This is a genomic window from Polaromonas sp. CG_9.5 (assembly GCF_035984465.1).
Classification (GTDB): domain Bacteria; phylum Pseudomonadota; class Gammaproteobacteria; order Burkholderiales; family Burkholderiaceae_C; genus Polaromonas.
This window is the reverse complement of the sequence record NZ_JAXCHR010000025.1, coordinates 21,022-40,579: the sequence shown is the minus strand read 5'-3', so window position 1 is coordinate 40,579 and position 19,558 is coordinate 21,022. Positions and strand designations below refer to the sequence as shown.

Here is a 19,558-nt window from a genome sequence, read left to right as displayed (position 1 = left end):
TTGGGCTTTCAGCGCCCCTCAAACTTCGGCTTGCGCTTTTCAATAAAGGCCTGCATGCCTTCCTTCTGGTCGCGGGTGGCGAACAGCAACTGGTTCGCCTTGCGTTCCAGCATCAATGCGGTTTCTAGCGAGGCATCGACGCCGGCCAGCACGACTTCCTTGATTTGCATCACGGCCAGCGGCGGCATGGCGGCGATCAGGCTGGCCATTTTTAGCGCCTCGGGCAGCACCTGGTCGTCGGCAAAAACCTGGCTGACCAGGCCCATGGTGTGTGCTTCCGTGCTGCTCACGGGTTTGCCGGTCAACAGCATGCGCATGGCGTTGAACTTGCCCACGGCGCGCACCAGGCGCTGCGTGCCGCCGATGCCGGGCATGATGCCGATGCGGATTTCGGGCTGCGAAAAGCTGGCGCTTTCGCCGGCCAGGATGATGTCGCAGTGCATCGCCAGCTCGGCACCGCCGCCAAAGGCGTAGCCGCAAACCGCCGCAATAATGGGCTTGGGGCAGCGCTCGATCGGTGCCCAGACGCGCTCGGTGTGGCGCTGCATGATTTCAATCGGGCCGGCACCTTCCAGGCTTTTGATGTCGCCGCCGGCGGCAAACACTTTTTCGCCGCCCGTCAGCACGATGACGCGCACTTGCGGGTCAGCCGTCAGTTGCGTGAAGGCGCTTGACAGCAGCGCTTGCAGGTTCAGGCTGAGCGCGTTGGTGGCCTGCGGGCGGTTCATGCGCACCACGGCCACGCCGTCGCCGGGGTAGTCAATCAGCAGTTCGCTGGCGGCTGCCTCCGTGGCGTGGGCGGGTGAAGCTGGGGCAGTGGGCAAAGAAGGTTCGAGACGCATGCGCAAATCCTGCAAGTGATGAAGCTGTCCGATGATGGTTTTGCCAGCGCGGCGTTACATCGTCTCTTTGGACGTATCTGGCGGGCCTGCCGGTGCCTAAATTGGACGGCATGAACCCTCAAAGCGAATCAACCCAATACGCTCCGCCGGTCAACGGCACCTCTATCCACTACTGGGAAGACATTGCGCTGGGCCAGCCCAAGGAATCAACCCAGACTTTTTTATTGACGGCGCAGGCCATCAAGGAGTTTGCCCTGGTGTGGGATCCGTTCGGGCCGCACATCGACGAGGCGGCCGCTGCGCGCTCGCCCATCGGCGAATTGTTTGCCGCTGGCGTGCATCTGCTGTCGATTTTGATTCGTCTGAGCCACACCGTTCCGCATGAAGAAAGCGCGTCGATTGCGGCGCGTGGCTGGGACGAGGTTCGCTTTCACCGGCCTGCGGTGGCGGGCGACATCTTGCGCGCGCGTGTCACGCAACTGGAGCGCCGGGACGACCGCCGCCCTGAACGCGGGCTGATGGTGGCGCGCTTCGAGCTGCTGAACCAGCGCGATGAAGTGGTCGTTAGCCTTTTGAATAACGTCGTCATGCTGCGCCGGCCTGTGGTCAATGGCTAGTCACCCGCTTTGCAGTCGCCCTAGCCGCAGCAGCCGGTATCGTCCTTTTGGACGTATCTGCGTCGGGTGCCAATCCGTAAATTTGCACCCATGAACCAGAACAACGAATTTGACAAACGCGTGGTGCTCGTCACCGGCGGCACCAAGGGCATAGGGCGCGGCATTGCCGAGGGCTTTTTGGCCGAAGGCGCGACGGTGGTGGTGTGCGCCCGCAGCGCGCCCGACGCCTTGCCCACTGCCGGCGGGCGCAGCGCCGAATTTTTGCCGTGCGACGTACGCGAAGCCACGGCCGTGCAGGCGCTGGTGGCCGACATCGTGCAGCGCCACGGCCAGCTCGATGTGCTGGTGCACAACGCTGGCGGCAGCCCGCCGGTCGACTCGGCCACCGTGTCGCCGCGCTTTCATGAAGGCGTGATCCGGCTGAACTTCACGGCGGCGCTGCACATGGCGCAAGCCGCCAACGCCGCCATGCAGACGCAGGACGCGGGCGGCGTGGTTGTTTTTATCGGCAGCGTCAGCGCGCTGCGGCCTTCGCCCGGCACGGCGGCCTATGGCGCGGCCAAGGCGGCGGTGCTGAGTCTGGCGTCGTCGCTGGCCGTTGAGTGGGCACCCAAGGTGCGCGTGGTGGCGGTCAGCCCCGGCCTGGTGCGCACCGAGCAGTCGCATTTGCATTTTGGCGACGACGCGGGCATTGCCGCCGTCGGCGCGACGATTCCGGCTGGCCGCATGGCCGAGCCTTCTGATATTGCCCAGGCTTGCGTGTTCGTGGCGTCGCCGCGCGCTGCCTACCTGAGCGGAACCAATTTGCTGCTGCATGGCGGCGGCGAAAAGCCGGCTTTTTTGGCAGCGGCCAACGCGGGTAATCCCTGATGGCGACGGCAACGACGCCTGCGGGAACAACACAGATCAATCAACAAAGGAGCATGGCCTTGGCTGAAAACGAGTGGATGAAGGACGTACTGGCCCTGGTGGGCAAGGAATACGGGCGTATCTACGCCTGGGACAAAGTCAACGCGCCCATGATTCGCCAGTGGTGCGAAGTGATGGGCGTGGACGCCGCGCGCTACACCGCTGAAGGCGCCGTCACTGCGCCGCCGGCGATGCTGCAGGTCTGGTGCATGGAGGGCTTGACGCCCAACAACTACCCGCCCGGCTCGACCACTGAAAACCCCTACGAGGTGCTCAAGCTGCTGGAAGCGCAGGGCATGGCGTCGGTGGTGGCGGTGAATTCCGAACTCACCTTTGCACGCGATGTGACCGAGGGCGAGCGGCTGTACTACAGCACGCTCTTTGACGCCATCAGCCTTGAGAAAACCACGGCGCTGGGCACCGGCCACTTCGTCACGCTGGTGATGAGTTTCTTCTCGCAAAAACCCGAGGGCGACGAGCAAGTCGGTCAGCTGCTGTTTCGCGTTTTCAAGTTCAAGCCGGCCAACCCGGTCAAGAAGCCTGACGACGCCGCTGACAAGGCCAAAGCCGCAACGCCAGCACCGGCCAAGCGCCCCCTGCCCGGCATCAGCGACGACACGCGCTTTTTCTGGGAAGGCGCGCGCGCCGGCAAGCTGCTGATCCAGCGTTGCAAAGGCTGCGCAACCTTGCGCCATCCGCCCGGCCCGGTCTGCCCGAGCTGCCATTCGTTTGAGTGGGACACGGTCGAGGCCTCCGGGCGCGGCACGGTGTATTCCTTTGTGGTCATGCATTACCCCGAAGTCGCGCCGTTTGACCACCCGAACCCGATTGTGCTGGTCGAGCTGGAAGAGGGCACACGGCTGATTTCGCAAATCGTCGGCATTGCGCCCGGCGACGTGAAGATCGGCCAGGCGGTGCAGGTCGAGTTCAACACCTTCAACGACGGCGAGCTGGTGCTGCCGCAATTCAGGCCTGTGGCGAACGCTGCAGCCGAAGGAGTGACAGCATGAATTTTGATCTGACCGAAGACCAACGCGCTTTTGCCGACATGGCCCAAGGCCTGTTTGCCGACTTTTGCAGCGACGACCAGCTGCGCGACCACGATGCGTCCAGCTCGCCGTACATGCAGGAGTTGTGGCAGCAATGTGTGGCTGCTGGCCTGAACACCGTGATGGTTCCTGAAGCGCAGGGCGGTTTGGGACTGGGCATGACCGAGCTGATGGCGGTGCTGGAGCAGCAAGGTCGCGCCTTGGCGCTGGTGCCGCTGTGGGAGCCGCAGCTGACCGTGGCGGCACTGGCCAAGTTTGCACCGGCTGCTTTGCCGCAGGTGCTGGACGATGCGCTGTCAGGAGAAGCGCCGGTGGTGCTGTCGCTGCAATCGCTGTCGCAGTCACGCGGCCCGTCGCTGCAACTGGTGCGTGCCGCTGAAGGCTGGACTTTGAGTGGCCAGGCCAGCGCCGTGCCGCTGGGCGCGCAGGCCCGCCAGGCGTTGCTGGCGGCTGACGCCGAAGGCCAGATGCGCCTGGTGTTGGTGGACTTGACGCAAGCCGGCGTGCAGCGCACTGAAGGCCTCGACCAGCACCACCTCTCGGTGGCTGATCTGGAATTTGACGGCGTGGGTATTGCTGACGGTAACGTGCTGCCGGTCGAAGCCACGGGCTGGACTGAGCAGCGGGCGATTGCCTGCGTAGCCGCGCTGCAACTGGGCGTGACCGGGCAGCAACTGCTGCGCACCGTCGACTACATCAGCGAGCGCCAGCAGTTTGGCCGCGCCATTGGCACGTTCCAGTTGGTGGCCGGGCAGATGGCCGACGGCTACATCGCCCTTGAGGCGCTGCGCACCTCGGTGTGGCAGCTGGTCTACCGGGTTGATGCCAATCTGGGCGCTGCGCCGCAGGCCTGGGCCACGCGCGCGCTGGCCAACGACACCGGCCACCGCGCCGGCCACATGGCGCAGCACGTCCACGGCGGCATCGGTGTGGACATCACCTACCCGATTCACCGCTTTCTTTTCTGGAGCCGCGCCCTGAACGTGCTGCTGGGCGGCACTGAACACCATCTGGCCCGGCTGGGCGACTGGCTGGCCGACAACGACACCCTGGGATGGAAATATGACGCTGCCGAAGACGACAACCAAAACAACACCCGCAAGGAGCACAGCCATGCCGAAGTTTGACGACATTGCCGTGGGCACCGCGTTGCCCGCCCTGAGCGTGCCGGTCACGGTGGCGCTGATCAACGGCGGGGCGATTGCCACGCGCGACTACTTTCCCGGCCACCACGACCTGGACGCGGCGCGCGCGCTGGGCTCGCCGCACATCTTCATGAACATCCTGACCACCAACGGCCTGGTGCAGCGCTTCATCGACGACTGGAGCGGCCCCGAGGCGCGCATGCATAACCTGAAAATCAAGCTGGGCGCGCCCAACTATCCGGGCGACAGCATGACGATCAACGGCGCCGTCACCGACAAGCGCGACTCCGACCGTACGGTCGAAGTCACGCTCAAGGGCGCCAATTCCATGGGCAACCACGTCACCGGTACGGTGCGCGTTTCCCTGCCTTGATGCCGCATAGCCAGGAGCACACATTTTTATGAACGATCTCTCAATTTCCGGCCGCGCGTCCATCGTCGGCCTGGGCACCACCGAGTTTTCCAAGAACTCTGGCCGCACCGAACTGCGCCTGGCGATGGAAGCGACGCTGGCCGCGCTGGCCGACGCCGGCATCGACCCGAGCGAAGTCGATGGTTTCTCGTCCTACACCGTGGACAAGGTGCCTGAGTACGAAATCGCCCGCCTGCTGGGTGCCAAGGACGTGAAGTTCTTCTCGCAAGTGCCGCACGGCGGCGGCGCGGCCTGCGCGCCGGTGCTGCATGCGGCGATGGCCGTGGCCACCGGCATTGCCAAGACGGTGGTGGTGTACCGCGCCATGAACGAGCGCAGCTGGTACCGCTTTGGCAATGGCAACTACGGCTTTGGCTCGTCGCCGATCTTTGAAAATATCAACTACGGCTGGTACATGCCCTACGGCTTTCACACGCCGGCCTCCTGGGTCGGCATGTTTGCCCAGCGCTACATGCACACCTACGGCGCGACCAGCGAAGACTTTGGCCGCGTGGCCGTGGCGGCGCGCGACTTTGCCGCGACCAATCCGGCAGCGTTTTTCCACGGCAAGCCGATCACGCTCGAAGAGCACCAGGCGTCGCGCTGGATTTGCGAGCCGCTGCACCTGCTCGACTGCTGCCAGGAATCTGACGGCGCGGTGGCGATGATCATCACGTCCAGCGAGCGGGCGCGTGACCTCAAGCAAAAGCCCGTCATCATCAAGGGCGCGGCGCAGGGCATCAGCGACGGCCAGCAGATCATGACCTCGTACTTTCGCGACGACATCACCGGCCTGCCGGAAATGGGGCTGGTCGCCCAGCAGCTGTGGCAACAAAGTGGCCTGTCGGCGGAAGACATCCAGACGGCGGTGATCTATGACCACTTCACGCCGTTTGTCTTGCCGCAGCTCGAAGAGTTCGGTTTCGTCAAGCGTGGCGAGGCGAAAGACTTCATTCGCGCCGGCCACCATGCACGTGGCGGAAAGCTGCCCATCAATACCCACGGCGGTCAACTGGGCGAAGCCTACATCCACGGCATGAACGGCATTGCCGAGGGCGTGCGTCAGGTGCGCGGCAGCGCGGTCAACCAGGTTAACGACGTTCACAACGTGCTGGTCACAGCCGGCACCGGCGTGCCCACCAGCGGCCTGATTCTGGGCGAAGCCTGAAGCCAAGCAAGGAAAAACACACCATGTTCATTGATCTCACCCCCGAACAGCACGCCCTTCGCCTGAAGGTACGCGACTATTTCAACGACCTCATGACGCCCGAGTTGCGCATGGAGCTGCGTGGCGCTGAAGGCGGCGACACCTATCGCAACACCATTCGCCAGATGGGCCGCGACGGCTGGCTGGCCGTCGGCTGGCCCAAAGAGCACGGCGGCCAGGGCCTGAGCGCCACCGAGCAGCTGATCTTTTTTGAAGAAGCCAACATTGCCGGCGCGCCGCTGCCCTTCGTGACCATCAGCACCGTCGGCCCGGCGCTGATGGAAAACGGCACCGCCAAGCAAAAAGAGCAGTTTTTGCCGGGCATTGCTTCTGGCGAAACCATCTTTGCCATTGGTTACTCCGAGCAGCAGGCCGGCTCCGACCTGGCCACGCTCAAAACACAGGCGCGCCTGGAAGGCGACCTGGAAACGGGTCACTTCGTGGTCAACGGTGCCAAGCTGTGGACGTCCGGTATCGAAGCTGCCGACCACGTCTGGCTGGCGGCCCGGACCAGCCCCGATCTGGAGCGCCACAGGGGCATCTCGATCATGATTCTCGACACCGACGCGCCGGGCTTTTCGCACACGCTGATCAAGACCGTGGGCAACTTCACGTCGGCTACCTACTACGACAACGTCGAAGTGCCTGCCGACCGGCTGGTGGGCCAGCTGAACGGCGGCTGGAAACTCATCACCGCGCAGCTCAACCACGAGCGGCTAGGCCTGGGCTCCTGGTCTGACAAGGTGTTTGGCCCCTTCACCCGCGTGCTGCAGTGGGCCAAGGCGCGCGACGAGCAGGGCCGCCGCGCCATTGACCAGCCCTGGGTGCGGCGCTCGCTGGCCGAGTGTTACGCGCGCATGGAAGCCATGCGGCTGATCAACTTTCGCATTGCTTCTGACCTGGAAGCGGGCGGCATGGACGTGGCGCTGGCCTCGACCACCAAGGTCTATGGCTCGGAAAGCGTGCTGGAGATTTTGCGCAAGCTGATCGACATCGTCGGCGCCAGTGCCCTGGTGCGCGCCGGCTCCAGCGCCGCGCTGATGCTGGGCGAGCTGGAATACGAAGTACGCGCCAGCACGCTGCTGACCTTTGGCGGCGGCACCAACGAAATCCAGCGCGAGCTGATTGCGCAGTTCGGCCTGAAGATGCCGCGCCCGGTGCGCTAACGCGCCGCGTTCACATTCAACTTAATGATGCATAGGAAGACGGCGTGAATAAACCACCCATCGTGCCGCGCGAAGTCACGCAGGCCAAGCTCGACAACCGGTCGCGGGCGAGTCAGCGCCACCGGGCCTCACAAACCTACACCACTGCCGAGCGCATCGAGGAAAGTGCCGAGCGCTTTGCCGCGCGGCCTTGCCTGCTGTATGGCAACGAGCACTACAGCTACGAGCAGACCAACCGGCGCATCAACCAGGTGGCACATGCCGCGTACGCGCGCGGTGTGCGCTGCGGCGACGTGGTGGCCTTGTGCATGGAAAACCGTCCGGCCTTCCTGTTTGCGTGGATGGGTCTGGCCAAGCTGGGCGTGCGGGTGGCGTTTTTGAACACCAACGTCACCGGCAAGCCGCTGCTGCATGCGCTGCAGGCTACCGGGGCCAAACACATCGTGGTGGGTGAAGAATGCCTGGCGCTGTTTGACACGGCCGAGTTGCCGGGCGACCTGTGCTACTGGCTCTGGCCCGACGCCGAACGGCCCGCCGCAGCGGCGCTGCACGCGCGCTGTGTGCTTGACCTGGCGCAGGCTGCCGACCAGTCGCTGGAAACCAATCCGCCCGCCGAATGGCGCGCCGGGCTGGTGGCGGGCGATGCGGCCCTGTACATTTTCACGTCGGGCACCACCGGCCTGCCCAAGGCGGCGCTCATCAGCCACGCCCGCTGGCTGCTGACCGGCGACGTGATGGTGGCCACCATGGACGTGACGCAGGACGATTGTTTTTATTGCTTTTTGCCGCTTTACCACGGCGCTGCCGCGCTGTCGGCAGGTGCGACAGCGTTTACCTCGGGCGCGAGCCTGCTGCTGCGCCGCAAGTTCAGCCGCAGCGAGTTCTGGCCTGACGTGCGCCGCCACAACGTGACGATTTGCCAGTACGTGGGTGAGATCTGCCGCTTTTTGCTGACCGTGCCGCCGCAGCCCGACGACCACGCGCACCCGCTGCGCAAGATGGTCGGCGCGGGCATGGCGCCCGAAGTCTGGTATCAGTGGATACGGCGTTTTGGCGACCAGTTCCAGATCTACGAAGGCTGGGGCTCGACCGAGTCCAACACCAACACCATCAACGTCGACAACCGGGTCGGTTCGTGCGGTCGCATTCCGTTCTGGGAAAAGACCAACCTGCGGCTCGCGCGCTACGACACCGACGCCGACACCTATGTGCGCGATGAAAACGGGTTTCTGCAGCATTGCGAGGTGGGCGAAGTAGGCGAAGCCATCGGCATGATCATCGACATTCCCGACGTGGTCGGCGGGCGTTTTGAGGGCTATACCTCGCCCGAGGCGACCGAGAAGAAAATTTTGCGCAACGTCTTCAAGCAAGGCGATGCCTGGTGGTCGTCAGGCGATCTTCTGCGCTACGACGCAGACGGCTACTGCTGGTTTGTCGACCGGATGGGGGACACGTTTCGCTGGAACAGTGAGAACGTCTCGACCACCGAGGTCACCGATGCGCTGGGTGATTTCCCGGGGCTGGACGCCATTACGGTCTATGGCGTGAAGGTAGAGGGTGCCGAAGGCCGCGCCGGCATGGCGGCACTGGTGTTTCAGCCAGACATGCCGTTCGATGCCAAAGCGTTTTATGACTTTGCGCTGGAGCGCCTGCCGCGTTACGCTGCGCCGCACTACCTGCGCATTGCCCCCACCACCGACATGACCGGCAACTACAAACTGCGCAAGGTGGACTTGCAGCGTCAAGGCTATGACCGCGTGCAGACAAGCGACCCCCTGTTTGTGCGCGACGACAAGGCCCAGACCTATGTCGTGCTGGACGACTCCAATGCGATGCTGCCCTCGGGTTCGAGCGCAGTGTCTGCACAGAAAGCGCTGACATGAGCCGGCTGCATGCCAAGGCGGTGCTGGACTACCCGTTTACCGCGCCGGCGACCGACGGCTCGGTGGTGGAAGTTGCGCCCGGCATCTTGTGGGTGCGCATGCCCATGCCGATGGCGCTGGACCATATCAACATCTACCTGCTGCGCGGCATTGAGGGCTGGACGCTGATTGACACCGGCCTGAATACCGAACTCACGCGCGAGCGCTGGGAGCACATCGCTGCCACCCACCTGCAGGGCCTGCCCATCGTGCGCTTGGTCTGCACCCACATGCACTACGACCACGCGGGGCTGGCAAGCTGGCTGTGCGAGCGTTTCAACATTCCGCTGTACATGACGCACGGCGAGTACTACATGATGCGCACGCTGGCCGAGCCTATGCCCGACCCGCTGCCGCAAGCCCAGTCCGAGTTTTACCAGCGCGCCGGCATGCCGCAAGAGCGGGTTGATCGCATGTGGAAAGCCATGCGCAAAGACCCGTTTTTGCCGCCGCAGCCGCATTCGTTCACCCGCATGCGCGGTGGCGACGAGATTGAGCTGGGCGGGCGCATCTGGCGCGTGGTGATTGGCGAAGGCCACTCGCCCGAACACGCCTGCCTGTACTGCGAGCAGGACGAAATTTTGATTGCCGGCGACCAGTTGCTGCCGCGCATCAGCTCCAACGTGCTGGTCACCGGCATCGAGCCCGAGGCCAATCCGCTGCAGCTGTGGCTGGCGTCTTTGATACGGCTGGAGCAGCTCGCGCCCGGCACGCTGGTGCTGCCGTCGCATGAACGCGTGTTTCGTGGGCTGCATCCACGCACGCAAGAGCTGCGCGAACACCACGAGTACCAGTTTGTGCTGCTGCGCGCCTACCTGACCGAGCACGCCAGCTGCAGCGCCTTTGAAGCCATGCTGTGCCTGTTTCCGCGTTTGCGCGGCCCGGTCGATGACATGCTGGCGCTGGGCGAGACGGTGGCCCACCTGTCCTGGCTGCGCTATGAAGGCGTGCTGCGGCGCGTGCTTGACGAAGACGGCGTGTACCGATTTGCGCTGGCCGACCCGTCGTTTGCCCTGACACTTCCTCACTCTGACGCGACCCCCAGCCCCGAACAAGAAGAAAGCCATGCAAGACACTGAAAATTTTCGCGCCGACACCCGCGCCTGGCTGGAAGCCAACTGCCCGCCGGCCATGCGCCAGCCGCTGACGCAAGAGCAAATCGTCTGGAGCGGCTCCACGGTCAAGTTTGCCAACGACGACCAGCGCGTCTGGTTCGAGCGCATGCGTGACCGGGGCTGGTTTGCCCCCGACTGGCCGACCGAGCTGGGCGGTGGCGGCTTGACTCCGAAGCAAGCACGCATCGTCGAGCAGGAAATGCTGCGCCTGACGTGCCGCCCGCCGCAGTTCAACCTGGGCGTGTGGATGCTTGGGCCGGTGCTGCTCGAACTCGGCACCGAAGCGCAAAAACGCGAACACTTGATCCCCATGATGGAAGGCCGTATGCGCTGGTGCCAGGGTTTCAGTGAGCCCAACGCCGGCTCTGACCTGGCCAGCCTGAAGACCTCTGCGCGCCAGGACGAAAACGGCGACTTCGTCGTCAATGGCTCGAAAATCTGGACGTCTTACGGCGACGCGGCTGACTGGATGTACGCCCTGGTGCGCACCGACACCACCGTCAAGAAGCAGCAGGGCATCAGTTTCATTCTGATCGACATGAAAAGCCCGGGCGTCACCGTCAAGCCGATTGAATTGATCAGCGGCAAGTCGAGCTTTTGCGAGGTGTTTTTTGACGACGTGCGGGTGCCTGCGCGCCAGCTGGTCGGCGCGCTCAACGACGGCTGGACAGTCGGTAAAAAGCTGCTGCAGCACGAGCGCGCCGCCATGTCGAAGTTCAGCGAAGGCGCAGCGCCCTCGCACGACGCACTGGCGGTGGCACGGCCTTATCTGTATGACGAAGACGGCACGCTGCTGGAGCCGGTGTGGCGCGACCGGCTGGCCGCGCTGCTGATGGACTCGCACGCGTTTTCGCTGACGCACCAGCGTGTCAAGGAAGAAGCCATGGCGCGCATCGACATCAGCGGGCCGTCGTCCATCATGAAACTGGTGCAAACCGAGCAGGAAGTGGCCAAGTACGAGCTGTTGATGCAGCTGATGGGCCAGCGCGGCCTGAGCTGGGAGGGCGATGAGTTCAGCCGCGACGAGCACGACATTTGCCGCCTGTGGTTGCTGGCCAAGACCTACACCATCTCGGGCGGCAGCAGCGAGGTGCAGCTCAACATCATTGCCAAGCGCGTGCTCGGCCTGCCGGGCTGAAGGCGCGCCGCGATGCACACGACACAAATACCGGAGACACAGGCATGAGTTTTTTGCTGAACGATGAACAGCGCCAGCTGGGCGACAGCGCCACGGAGTTTTTGAACGCGCAGTCGCCTATCAGCCTGCAGCGCCGCCTGCGCGACGAGCGCGCGACGCTGGGCTTTGAGCCCGCGCTGTGGCAACAGGTGGTGGAACTGGGCTGGCCAGCCGCCGTTTTCCCCGAAGCCTATGACGGGCTGGGCGTGGGCTACCCCGGCCTGGGCGCGGTGTTCGAGGCGATGGGCCGCACGCTGGCGGCGCTGCCGCTACTGTCGTCGGTAGTGTTGTGCGGCGAGCTGCTGCTGGCCGCCGGCAGCGAAGCCCAGCGCCAGCGCTGGTTGCCCGGTCTGGTGGACGGCCAGCAGCGCCTGGCCTTGGGGCTGGACGAGCAGGGCCGCCACCATCCCGAGCGCATCAAGACCCGTGCCCGGCGCAATGCGCAAGGCAACGGCTGGGTGCTGGACGGCGAGAAATGGTTTGTCATTGACGGCATCGGCGCATCCTGGCTGATCGTCGTGGCTAAGGTGCTGGACGCACAGGGCGCTGATGAAGGCATCGGCCTGTTCATGGTCGAAGCCGCGCAAACCGGCGTCACCCTACAGCCGACGCTGCTGGCCGACAGCCGCAACCACGCGCGCTTGACGCTCACAAACGTTGAAGTCGCCGACGACCAGCGCCTGAGCGCCGCCCTTGACACTGCACAGGCACTGGACGGCGCGCTCGACCGCGCCCGCATCTGCCTGGCTGCCGAAGGGCTGGGGCTAATGCGTGAGGCGTTCGAGCGCACCAATGCTTATCTGAAGGAACGCGTGCAGTTCGACGTGCCGATTGGCTCGTTCCAGGCGCTGCAGCACCGCATGGCGCGGCTCTACACCGAGCTGGAAATGCTGCAAAGCTGCGTGCGCGCTGCGTTGTCGGCCATCGACACGCAGGACGCCGAGCTGGCGCTGCTGGCCAGCCTGGCCAAGGCACGCGCCAGTGACCTGTGCGAAAAGCTGATGAACGAGGCGGTGCAACTGCACGGCGGCATCGGCGTCACAGACGAATTTGATTTGGGGCTGATGGTCAAGCGCGCCCGCGTGCTGCAACACAGCCTGGGCGACGGGGTGTTTCACCGCGACCGCTATGCACGACTGAAAGGATTTTGAGCGCCATGACTTCTGTTGCAACACCCCCGGCTACTACCCCGGCTGCCGAACCTGATTTGCTGACCCAGGTCGCCCGCTGCCACGCGCAGCTCACCGCGCCGGGCGCGCCGTTCGAGTTGACCGAGCTGAGCGTCAACGGCCAGACGCTGCCGGCTTACCGCAACGCGTTTGCTTCGCTGCCGGCGCTGCTGGATGCGGGCCGTGTGCATGGCGCGCGCGAATTTATGGTTTATGAAGGCGACCGCTGGACTTTTGACCGTTTTTATCAGGCAGTGGACGCGCTGGCTGGCCGCTTGCAGGCCGAGCACGGCGTCAAGGCCGGCGACCGCATCGCCATTGCCATGCGCAACCGGCCCGAGTGGGCGGTGGCGTTTGTCGCCGCAGCGCTGCTGGGCGCGGTGCCCGCGCCGCTCAACAGCTTTGGTCTGCAGGGTGAGTTGCTGGCTAATTTGCGCGACATCAAGCCGCGCTGGTTGATTTGTGATGTTGAGCGCTTTGTCCGTGTAGAAGCTGACCTGGCCGCGCTTGACTGCCGCGCCGTGGTGGTTGAGGGCGCGCCCGGTCAGGGCGACGCCGACTGGGCCGACATGATTGCACCCGGCGCGCCTGCCGTGCAGCCGCCTGCGCTTGAGCCCGGCGACGATGCGTTGATTCTTTTCACCTCGGGCGCGAGCAGCCAGGCCAAGGGCGTGCTCTCCTGCCAGCGCGCGGTGTGTCAGGCGCTGCACAACATCGACTACATCGGCACCATCACCGCCATGACCTCGCCCGCCATGATCCAGGCCATGATGGCGCGCGGCCTGCAGCCGACCACGCTGACGGCCGTGCCGCTGTTTCACGTCAGCGGCCTGCATGCGCAGCTGCTGGCGTCGCTGCGCCACGGGCGCCGGCTGGTGTTCATGCACCGCTGGGGGCCAACGCAGGCGCTGCAATTGATCCAGAAAGAAAAAATCACCCAGTTCAACGGCGCGCCGTCGATGGTGATGCAGCTGCTGGCTGAACCCGGCTTTGACGACCCGGCCATCACCGGCAGCCTGGGCGGCGTCGGCTTTGGCGGCGCGGGCTTGCCGCAGCGCCTGATCGACGACGTGCTAAACCGGCGCGGCGACGCCATGTCGGGCACCGGCTTTGGCCTGACCGAAACCAACGGCGTGGGCGCGGCGTCTTCGGGCCGGCTGTTCCAGCTCAAACCGCAGTGCTCGGGACTGGTCTCGCCCATCATCGAGCTGCGCGTGGCCGACTATGACGGCACGCCGATGCCCACTGGCGAGTCCGGCGAAGTGTGGCTGCGCGGCGTGACCGTGATGCAGGATTACTGTGCCCAGAGCGCCACCAGCGCCCAAGCGCTGGAAGACGACGGCTGGTTTCGCACCGGCGATATTGGCCTGATGGACGCTGACGGGTTTTTGCGCATCGTGGACCGCATCAAGGACGTGATCAACCGCGCCGGCGAAAAAATCGCCGCTGCTGAGGTCGAGTCCTGCCTGCTGCAGCACCCCGGGCTGGTGGAGGCGGCAGTGTTTTCGCAGCCTGACGACCAGACTGGCGAAGCGGTGGTTGCCGTGGTCGTGCTGGCGCATGGCGAGTGGCTGACGCCCGCGCAGGTGCAGGCGCATGTGGCGGGCCGGCTGGCGGCCTACAAGGTGCCGCTGCACGTGCATGTGCGCCATGACAGCCTGCCGCGCAACCCGGCCGGGAAAATGCTCAAGTCCACCCTCAAGCGCGAATACCCGCCCGCCTGAGCGCGCTGCTCCCGTGACGCCCGTTGCAGCATCGCACGGGCGTTGCGAACCCATTCATGCGCAACGCCGGCTGCATTGAGTTTTCTGGCGATGTCAGTGCCAGCGCGCCTGCGTTTTGACGCGCAAACGACTGATTCGGCATCAAACAGGCTGCTTGCGCATGCTGCATGGGCGCAAGCAGCTATGAATACCGTAGCAAAAATCCAGCTTTCCTGACGACTGAACCACGCACGCCATCGCATGCTGGCGCGTCCCTTTATTGGCGCGCGAGAAGTTGTCCAGGTGCTTTTACGGCACACCTTTAATTTCAATAAAAAGCGCATTTCGCGCTTTGCGGCAGCGCGCCTGCAGCAATTGATTCGCCAGCAATCAGCGGCGATTTTCTTGCTCGTGGCGTCACTGCTTTGCCAGTGTGCAACACGCGGCCATGCCTCTCTCATCAGTTCGGGTCACAACCTAGTCTCATCAGACGATGGAGATAATTTGCGCTGAACCAACAATTCCTACCGGGATGGTTGGGCGTTGAAATTATTTCCCCACTCGTCTGTTTTGCCCACCACGCGCTTGCGTGGCGACCTGGATTACAACTCCCTGAACAAGGGAAAAGGAGACTTTGATGAAAGCAACGATGACCCTGATACCTCTTGCCGTGAGCCTGCTCATGGCCGGTAGCGCGATGGCAAAAGTGAGCGCCGCCGAGGCCGAAAAACTGGGCAAAGAGCTGACCTGTGTCGGTGCCGAGAAAGCCGGCACCAAGGACGGCGTACCCGAGTTCACCGGCAAGTGGCTCGGTACCCCGCCCGGCGTGCAGTACACGCCTCATGTCGGCCAACACCCGGTGGACCCGTATGCCAGCGAAAAGCCGGTGTTGACCATCACGGCCGAAAACCAGGCGCAGTACGCGTCCAAACTGTCCGACGGACAAAAGGCCTTGTTCGCCAAGTTCCCCAAGACGTTTCGCATGGAGGTTTATCCGGGCCACCGCGATTTCCGCTACCCCGATTCGGTCTGTGAAGTCGCCAAGAAAAATGCGCTGAATGCCGAGATTTCCGATGGCGGCCTGGGCATCGCGGGCGCGTCCATCGGTGCCATTCCTTTCCCGATTCCAAAGACGGGTCAGGAAGCCTTGATGAACAACATGTTCCCCAACCGGGCTTTCAACGAGGACAAGACCACCGACTTTGCCAACGTGCTGTCAGACGGCGCCATCTCCTGGGGCCGCCAGCGCAACACCAACTTGGGCATGGTGGGTCTGCCGTCCGAGGTGGGTAAGCCGCTTGAAGGCACGATGGCCTACAGCAAGACCGCAACGCTGCTGCCCGAGCGTGAAAAAGGCGGCGTCACGGTGTCGTCCGAACCCATTAACTTTGCCAAAGGCAAACGCCTGGCCTGGAGCTACGACCCCGGTACGCGCCGTGTTCGTCAGGTGCCTGAATACGGCTTTGACCAGCCGCTGGGCGGCTCTGGCGGCAAGATGACCATTGACTCGGACCGCCTGTTCAACGGCTCGCCCGAGCGCTACAACTGGAAGCTGCTGGGCAAGCGCGAGATGTACATCCCCGCCAACGCCTACAAGCTTCACGGCAAGAACGTCAAGTACGCCGACTTGCTCAAGCCGGGCGTACCCAATGCGGACTTCATTCGCTGGGAACTGCACCGCGTCTGGGCCGTCGAGGGTACCTTGAAAGACGGTTACCGCCACCTGTACGGCAAGCGCGTGTTGTTCCTTGATGAAGACAACGGCATGGCTGTGATGTCTGACATGTATGACGCGCGTGGCTCGCTGTGGCAGTACGCCTTGCTCAACTACTACTACGCCTTTGACACCAGCGCATGGCAGGCAGGCACCGCGTTTTATTTTGACCTGAACTCCGGTGGCTACATTGCCTACAACCTGTTCCAGGAGCGTCCAACCGGGCCGATATTGAACAAGGGCAACCTGAACCCGTCGATGTACACGCCAGAAGCCGCACGCAACGCTGGCAACTAAGCGCTTTTGAAAAAAACAAGGAAAACAAAAATGAAAACAAATCGGGGACTCAAACCAGTGGCCATGGCCGTTTTGGCACTGGTGGTTGCCGGGGGCGCGCAGGCCGGTGAAACCATTACTTTTGAAAATGGTGTCAATCTGGACTGGCGCTTTACCACCAACTACACGCTGTCGCAGCGCATGCGCAGCGCCGACGCCATGCTGGCGCGCAATGCCGGCGCCAATGACGGCGACAACAACTTTGCCAAAAACGCACTGACGGCCAACCGTATTTCAGAGCTGTTCGAGGGCAAGATCTCCAAGGGCGACAGCGGCTTCGTGTTGTCGGGCAGCACGTTTTATGACGACGTTTACCACCGCAGCAACGACAACACCGGCCTGGTCAACAAGCCCGGTGCGGTCAACGAGTTCTCAGATGCGGCCAGGCGTTACCACGGGGGTTACAGCCGCTTTCTTGACGCCTACGGCTACACGTCGTTTGAACTGGGTGAATCCAGCCGCGCCACCGTGCGCTTTGGCCGGCAGGCGGTCAACTGGGGCGAGTCGGTGTACTTTCCCAACATAGCGCAGGCACAAGGCCCGTTTGACGGCACCAAAACCGGCATACCGGGCACGGAAACCAAAGACGTGATCCTGCCCGAAGACCAGCTGGTCGCCTCCATTGAGGTGACGCCGCGCCTGACCTTGCTGGGTCAGTACCAGTTCGGCTTTCACCCGACCATCGCGCCAGCGCCGGGTTCATTCCTGAGCGCATCGGACGGCGTGGGCCCGGGCGGTACTTGTCTGCAACCTTATAGGGGTAACAAGTGCAGCTTTGGCCTGCGCGGGAACGATATCCTGCCCAGCAAAAGCGGCCAGTGGGGCATAGGCTCGCGCTACCGTGTGACCGACGAGACCGAGGCGGGCCTGTACTACCTCAACTACAACGACCGCACGCCGCTGCCGATCACCAGTCTGGCGACCAGCTCGTACCAGGTGCGTTACTTTGACAAGATCAAGCTGTATGGCGGAACCGTCAGCACGAAGGTCACCAACAACACCTCGGGCTACGGTGAGTTCACCTATCGCGACGGCGTGCCGGTTTTGGTGGGTGCGCTGGGCACCCCAACCCGCGCCAAGGCCATGCAGCTCAACCTGGGCACCTTTACCAACTTTGGACGCACGCCGATTGCCGATTCGGTCATCCTGCTGGGCGAAGTCTCGGCGGTGAGATACAGTGGTTACGACGGCCCCGCCAGCAACCTGACGTTCAAGACCGACTCTGGCGTGGCATTTTCGGGCACCCTGGTGCTGGGCTACCCCGGCATTTTTGAAGGCTGGGATCTCAACGTTCCCATCAGCTACTCGCAGCAGCTCAAGGGCCGCACCTTGTTGGGCGGCGTGGGCGGCAAGGGCGACATCCGCTACAGCCTGGGCGCTTCGTTCACCCGCCGGGGTAATTTCTCGGTGGGCGTGACCTACAACGGTTATGCCGGCGGCGCTTCGCTCGACTCGATTGACAACCGTCTGCTGGCCGACCGCGACCAGCTGTCGCTGAACATGAAATACACGTTCTGATACTGCAGGCTGCTTGACTTGAAAAGCCCGGATTTATCCGGGCTTTTTTGATGGTGCAGGGCAGTTTTGTGTCGCTGCACTGGTTTTTGGCGGGGCGGGGCTGGTCACTGCGCGCAGTGTGGCGATTTGTCTTTGACAAGGCGCAGAGCCGGATGGCCGCACTTGAAATGCACGTTGGCGGCCGCCTGAAGCGCTATCGATTAAATAGCTGTATGCGACCGGCCTGTATGCGCAAGACGCTTAAAAAGCTTGAAAACTGCCACCGCGCCGGCATGGGCGGGCGGCAAGGAGACGCAGGTGCAGGTTCAGCCCGCGCTGATGTTGGCAGGCCCGAAAAAAGCGCGCATCTGCACGATGCGGCCGGCCTCGTCAAAGCGAAACACGTCAATCGGCCGGATGGTGGTTTTGCGGCCTTGCACCTCAAACGACACGCTGAAGGCAAAGGCCGCTTCGTTCGCCACGGCGCGAACGCTGCCTTCGAGTTCGACGTGCAGTTTCATCCTGAGTGAGCCTGCATAAAAGGCGCGAATCTCTTCCAGGCCTCGCTTGGGCGTGGAGCCGACCGGGTCTTCAACCAGCGCGTCCTCGGCGTACAGCGCGACGATGGCGTCAAGGTCGGCGGCGTTCAGTGCGCGCACATACGTCTCGACAACGGCTTGCATGTGTTCGGGGGTGGGCATGAGTACCTTTGCTGGTTTAAAACTGGGTAGGGCGCGTCACCGCGTCAATGCCGCCGTCCACATAGAACTGCGCGCCATGCACAAAACTGGCGGCATCGCTCATCAAAAACGTCACCACCGACGCCATCTCGCGCGGCTCGGCACGCCGGGCAATCGGGGCCACGAAGTTTTTGATGGCTTCGCCGTAGCGCGGGTCTTGCAGGCCAGCCTGCAGCAGCGGCGTTTCAGTGGCGCCGGGCGCCAGCGTGTTCAGGCGCACGCCGGCTTGACCCCAAGCGGCGGCACGCTTGCGCACGGCCACGGTGAGCGCGTTTTTAGAGCCGGCATAGGCCAGGTTGCCGCCTTGCGCGCCCGCGCCCATGACGATGGCGCTGACGCTGGCTTCATCGCCCGCCTCGCAGGCGGCAGCCAGCGGGTTTTTATCCCACGGCAGCATGGCCGAGGCGACCGACGAGATCACCACCGCCGAGGGATTCGTGCCTTTTTGCAGCGCCGGCAGCAGGGCGTCCAGCAATTCGACTGCGCCAAAGTAGTTGACTGACGTGATAAGCGATGCCGGCTGCACCTGCGCGCCCAGGCCGGCGCACAGCACCAAGCCGTCGAGCGTACCGCCCGAGCGCGCCAAAGCCTGCGCAATGACGGCCTGGCGACCTGCGGCGGTGGACAAGTCACCGGTGATGTCGGCGTTGCGCAAGTCCACGCCAATGATGGTGTGGCCGGCGGCCTTGAGGGCCTCAGCGGTGGCGGCACCAATGCCGGAGGCAGAGCCGGTAACGAGGGTAAGAGGCATGTTGTTGATCCTTGGGTTGGGTGGAGGGCAAATGGAAGAAGCGTTCAAGGCATGCGTCCTGCTTTTGCAGGGGGGTCGGGGCAAGGT

Annotated in this window: 18 protein-coding genes; 15 read left to right on the top strand and 3 right to left on the bottom strand. The window is 63.6% G+C overall.

The features are described from left to right. Positions 1 to 8: 8 nt before the first annotated feature. Positions 9 to 842 (bottom strand): enoyl-CoA hydratase, encoded by an 834-nt coding sequence (locus tag RCH06_RS15595; protein WP_327082383.1) that lies wholly within the window; start codon positions 840 to 842, stop codon positions 9 to 11. 110 nt (positions 843 to 952) lie between these two features. Here RCH06_RS15595 and RCH06_RS15590 point away from each other — a divergent pair, with 110 nt between their 5' ends. The 15 genes from RCH06_RS15590 to RCH06_RS15520 all read left to right on the top strand — a co-directional run bounded on the left by RCH06_RS15590 (position 953) and on the right by RCH06_RS15520 (position 18,001). Then, positions 953 to 1,459: a MaoC/PaaZ C-terminal domain-containing protein gene (locus tag RCH06_RS15590; protein ID WP_327082382.1), complete on the top strand. Its 507-nt coding sequence runs from the start codon at positions 953 to 955 to the stop codon at positions 1,457 to 1,459. A 90-nt stretch (positions 1,460 to 1,549) separates the two neighbouring features. Then, positions 1,550 to 2,329, top strand: coding sequence for an SDR family oxidoreductase (locus RCH06_RS15585; protein WP_327082381.1), 780 nt, complete (start codon positions 1,550 to 1,552; stop codon positions 2,327 to 2,329). 53 nt (positions 2,330 to 2,382) lie between these two features. Continuing rightward, complete coding sequence (locus RCH06_RS15580) at positions 2,383 to 3,378, top strand: Zn-ribbon domain-containing OB-fold protein (RefSeq protein WP_327082380.1); 996 nt, start codon at positions 2,383 to 2,385, stop codon at positions 3,376 to 3,378. Further along, the gene (locus tag RCH06_RS15575) at positions 3,375 to 4,544 is read left to right on the top strand and encodes an acyl-CoA dehydrogenase family protein (protein ID WP_327082379.1); all 1,170 of its coding nucleotides are present in this window, start codon (positions 3,375 to 3,377) and stop codon (positions 4,542 to 4,544) included. The genes RCH06_RS15580 and RCH06_RS15575 overlap by 4 nt, the downstream gene beginning before the upstream one ends. Then, on the top strand, positions 4,531 to 4,935 hold the full coding sequence (locus RCH06_RS15570; RefSeq protein ID WP_327082378.1) for a MaoC family dehydratase: 405 nt from the start codon (positions 4,531 to 4,533) through the stop codon (positions 4,933 to 4,935). The genes RCH06_RS15575 and RCH06_RS15570 overlap by 14 nt, the downstream gene beginning before the upstream one ends. Before the next feature lie 28 nt (positions 4,936 to 4,963). After that, positions 4,964 to 6,142: a lipid-transfer protein gene (locus RCH06_RS15565; RefSeq protein ID WP_327082377.1), complete on the top strand. Its 1,179-nt coding sequence runs from the start codon at positions 4,964 to 4,966 to the stop codon at positions 6,140 to 6,142. Between the two features lie 23 nt (positions 6,143 to 6,165). After that, entirely contained in the window at positions 6,166 to 7,347 is a 1,182-nt protein-coding gene (locus RCH06_RS15560) for an acyl-CoA dehydrogenase family protein (protein WP_327082376.1), read from the top strand. 44 nt (positions 7,348 to 7,391) lie between these two features. Continuing rightward, positions 7,392 to 9,230: a long-chain-acyl-CoA synthetase gene (locus tag RCH06_RS15555; protein ID WP_327082375.1), complete on the top strand. Its 1,839-nt coding sequence runs from the start codon at positions 7,392 to 7,394 to the stop codon at positions 9,228 to 9,230. After that, positions 9,227 to 10,348, top strand: a complete 1,122-nt coding sequence (locus RCH06_RS15550) for an MBL fold metallo-hydrolase (protein WP_327082374.1) — start codon at positions 9,227 to 9,229, stop codon at positions 10,346 to 10,348. The genes RCH06_RS15555 and RCH06_RS15550 overlap by 4 nt, the downstream gene beginning before the upstream one ends. After that, a complete protein-coding gene (locus RCH06_RS15545; RefSeq protein WP_327082373.1) occupies positions 10,335 to 11,522 on the top strand; it encodes an acyl-CoA dehydrogenase family protein in 1,188 nt (395 codons plus the stop codon). The genes RCH06_RS15550 and RCH06_RS15545 overlap by 14 nt, the downstream gene beginning before the upstream one ends. A 44-nt stretch (positions 11,523 to 11,566) precedes the next feature. After that, positions 11,567 to 12,712 carry an acyl-CoA dehydrogenase family protein gene (locus tag RCH06_RS15540; protein WP_327082372.1) on the top strand — a complete coding sequence of 382 codons (1,146 nt, stop codon included), beginning with the start codon at positions 11,567 to 11,569 and terminating at the stop codon, positions 12,710 to 12,712. Between the two features lie 5 nt (positions 12,713 to 12,717). Further along, complete coding sequence (locus RCH06_RS15535; protein ID WP_327082371.1) at positions 12,718 to 14,454, top strand: class I adenylate-forming enzyme family protein; 1,737 nt, start codon at positions 12,718 to 12,720, stop codon at positions 14,452 to 14,454. Positions 14,455 to 14,694: 240 nt separating this feature from the next. Further along, on the top strand, positions 14,695 to 14,946 hold the full coding sequence (locus RCH06_RS15530; protein ID WP_327082370.1) for a hypothetical protein: 252 nt from the start codon (positions 14,695 to 14,697) through the stop codon (positions 14,944 to 14,946). 124 nt (positions 14,947 to 15,070) lie between these two features. Next, a complete protein-coding gene (locus RCH06_RS15525; protein ID WP_327082369.1) occupies positions 15,071 to 16,444 on the top strand; it encodes a DUF1329 domain-containing protein in 1,374 nt (457 codons plus the stop codon). Positions 16,445 to 16,474: 30 nt separating this feature from the next. Then, a complete protein-coding gene (locus RCH06_RS15520) occupies positions 16,475 to 18,001 on the top strand; it encodes a DUF1302 domain-containing protein (RefSeq protein WP_327082368.1) in 1,527 nt (508 codons plus the stop codon). Between the two features lie 305 nt (positions 18,002 to 18,306). Here the strand turns inward: RCH06_RS15520 and RCH06_RS15515 are convergent, their stop codons facing one another. Together RCH06_RS15515 and RCH06_RS15510 are read right to left on the bottom strand one after the other, a co-directional pair. Next, positions 18,307 to 18,681, bottom strand: coding sequence for a nuclear transport factor 2 family protein (locus RCH06_RS15515; protein ID WP_327082367.1), 375 nt, complete (start codon positions 18,679 to 18,681; stop codon positions 18,307 to 18,309). A gap of 16 nt (positions 18,682 to 18,697) precedes the next feature. Next, the gene (locus RCH06_RS15510) at positions 18,698 to 19,471 is read right to left on the bottom strand and encodes an SDR family oxidoreductase (protein ID WP_327082366.1); all 774 of its coding nucleotides are present in this window, start codon (positions 19,469 to 19,471) and stop codon (positions 18,698 to 18,700) included. Positions 19,472 to 19,558: the final 87 nt, after the last annotated feature.

What these genes read in the sequence shown, in the direction of transcription:
- RCH06_RS15595 (WP_327082383.1), bottom strand. Translation starts at nt 842, where the DNA reads ATGCGTCTCGAACCTTCTTTGCCCACTGCCCCAGCTTCACCCGCCCAC.
- RCH06_RS15590 (WP_327082382.1), top strand. Translation starts at nt 953, where the DNA reads ATGAACCCTCAAAGCGAATCAACCCAATACGCTCCGCCGGTCAACGGC.
- RCH06_RS15585 (WP_327082381.1), top strand. Translation starts at nt 1,550, where the DNA reads ATGAACCAGAACAACGAATTTGACAAACGCGTGGTGCTCGTCACCGGC.
- RCH06_RS15580 (WP_327082380.1), top strand. Translation starts at nt 2,383, where the DNA reads ATGGCCTTGGCTGAAAACGAGTGGATGAAGGACGTACTGGCCCTGGTG.
- RCH06_RS15575 (WP_327082379.1), top strand. Translation starts at nt 3,375, where the DNA reads ATGAATTTTGATCTGACCGAAGACCAACGCGCTTTTGCCGACATGGCC.
- RCH06_RS15570 (WP_327082378.1), top strand. Translation starts at nt 4,531, where the DNA reads ATGCCGAAGTTTGACGACATTGCCGTGGGCACCGCGTTGCCCGCCCTG.
- RCH06_RS15565 (WP_327082377.1), top strand. Translation starts at nt 4,964, where the DNA reads ATGAACGATCTCTCAATTTCCGGCCGCGCGTCCATCGTCGGCCTGGGC.
- RCH06_RS15560 (WP_327082376.1), top strand. Translation starts at nt 6,166, where the DNA reads ATGTTCATTGATCTCACCCCCGAACAGCACGCCCTTCGCCTGAAGGTA.
- RCH06_RS15550 (WP_327082374.1), top strand. Translation starts at nt 9,227, where the DNA reads ATGAGCCGGCTGCATGCCAAGGCGGTGCTGGACTACCCGTTTACCGCG.
- RCH06_RS15545 (WP_327082373.1), top strand. Translation starts at nt 10,335, where the DNA reads ATGCAAGACACTGAAAATTTTCGCGCCGACACCCGCGCCTGGCTGGAA.
- RCH06_RS15540 (WP_327082372.1), top strand. Translation starts at nt 11,567, where the DNA reads ATGAGTTTTTTGCTGAACGATGAACAGCGCCAGCTGGGCGACAGCGCC.
- RCH06_RS15535 (WP_327082371.1), top strand. Translation starts at nt 12,718, where the DNA reads ATGACTTCTGTTGCAACACCCCCGGCTACTACCCCGGCTGCCGAACCT.
- RCH06_RS15530 (WP_327082370.1), top strand. Translation starts at nt 14,695, where the DNA reads ATGCTGGCGCGTCCCTTTATTGGCGCGCGAGAAGTTGTCCAGGTGCTT.
- RCH06_RS15525 (WP_327082369.1), top strand. Translation starts at nt 15,071, where the DNA reads ATGAAAGCAACGATGACCCTGATACCTCTTGCCGTGAGCCTGCTCATG.
- RCH06_RS15520 (WP_327082368.1), top strand. Translation starts at nt 16,475, where the DNA reads ATGAAAACAAATCGGGGACTCAAACCAGTGGCCATGGCCGTTTTGGCA.
- RCH06_RS15515 (WP_327082367.1), bottom strand. Translation starts at nt 18,681, where the DNA reads ATGCCCACCCCCGAACACATGCAAGCCGTTGTCGAGACGTATGTGCGC.
- RCH06_RS15510 (WP_327082366.1), bottom strand. Translation starts at nt 19,471, where the DNA reads ATGCCTCTTACCCTCGTTACCGGCTCTGCCTCCGGCATTGGTGCCGCC.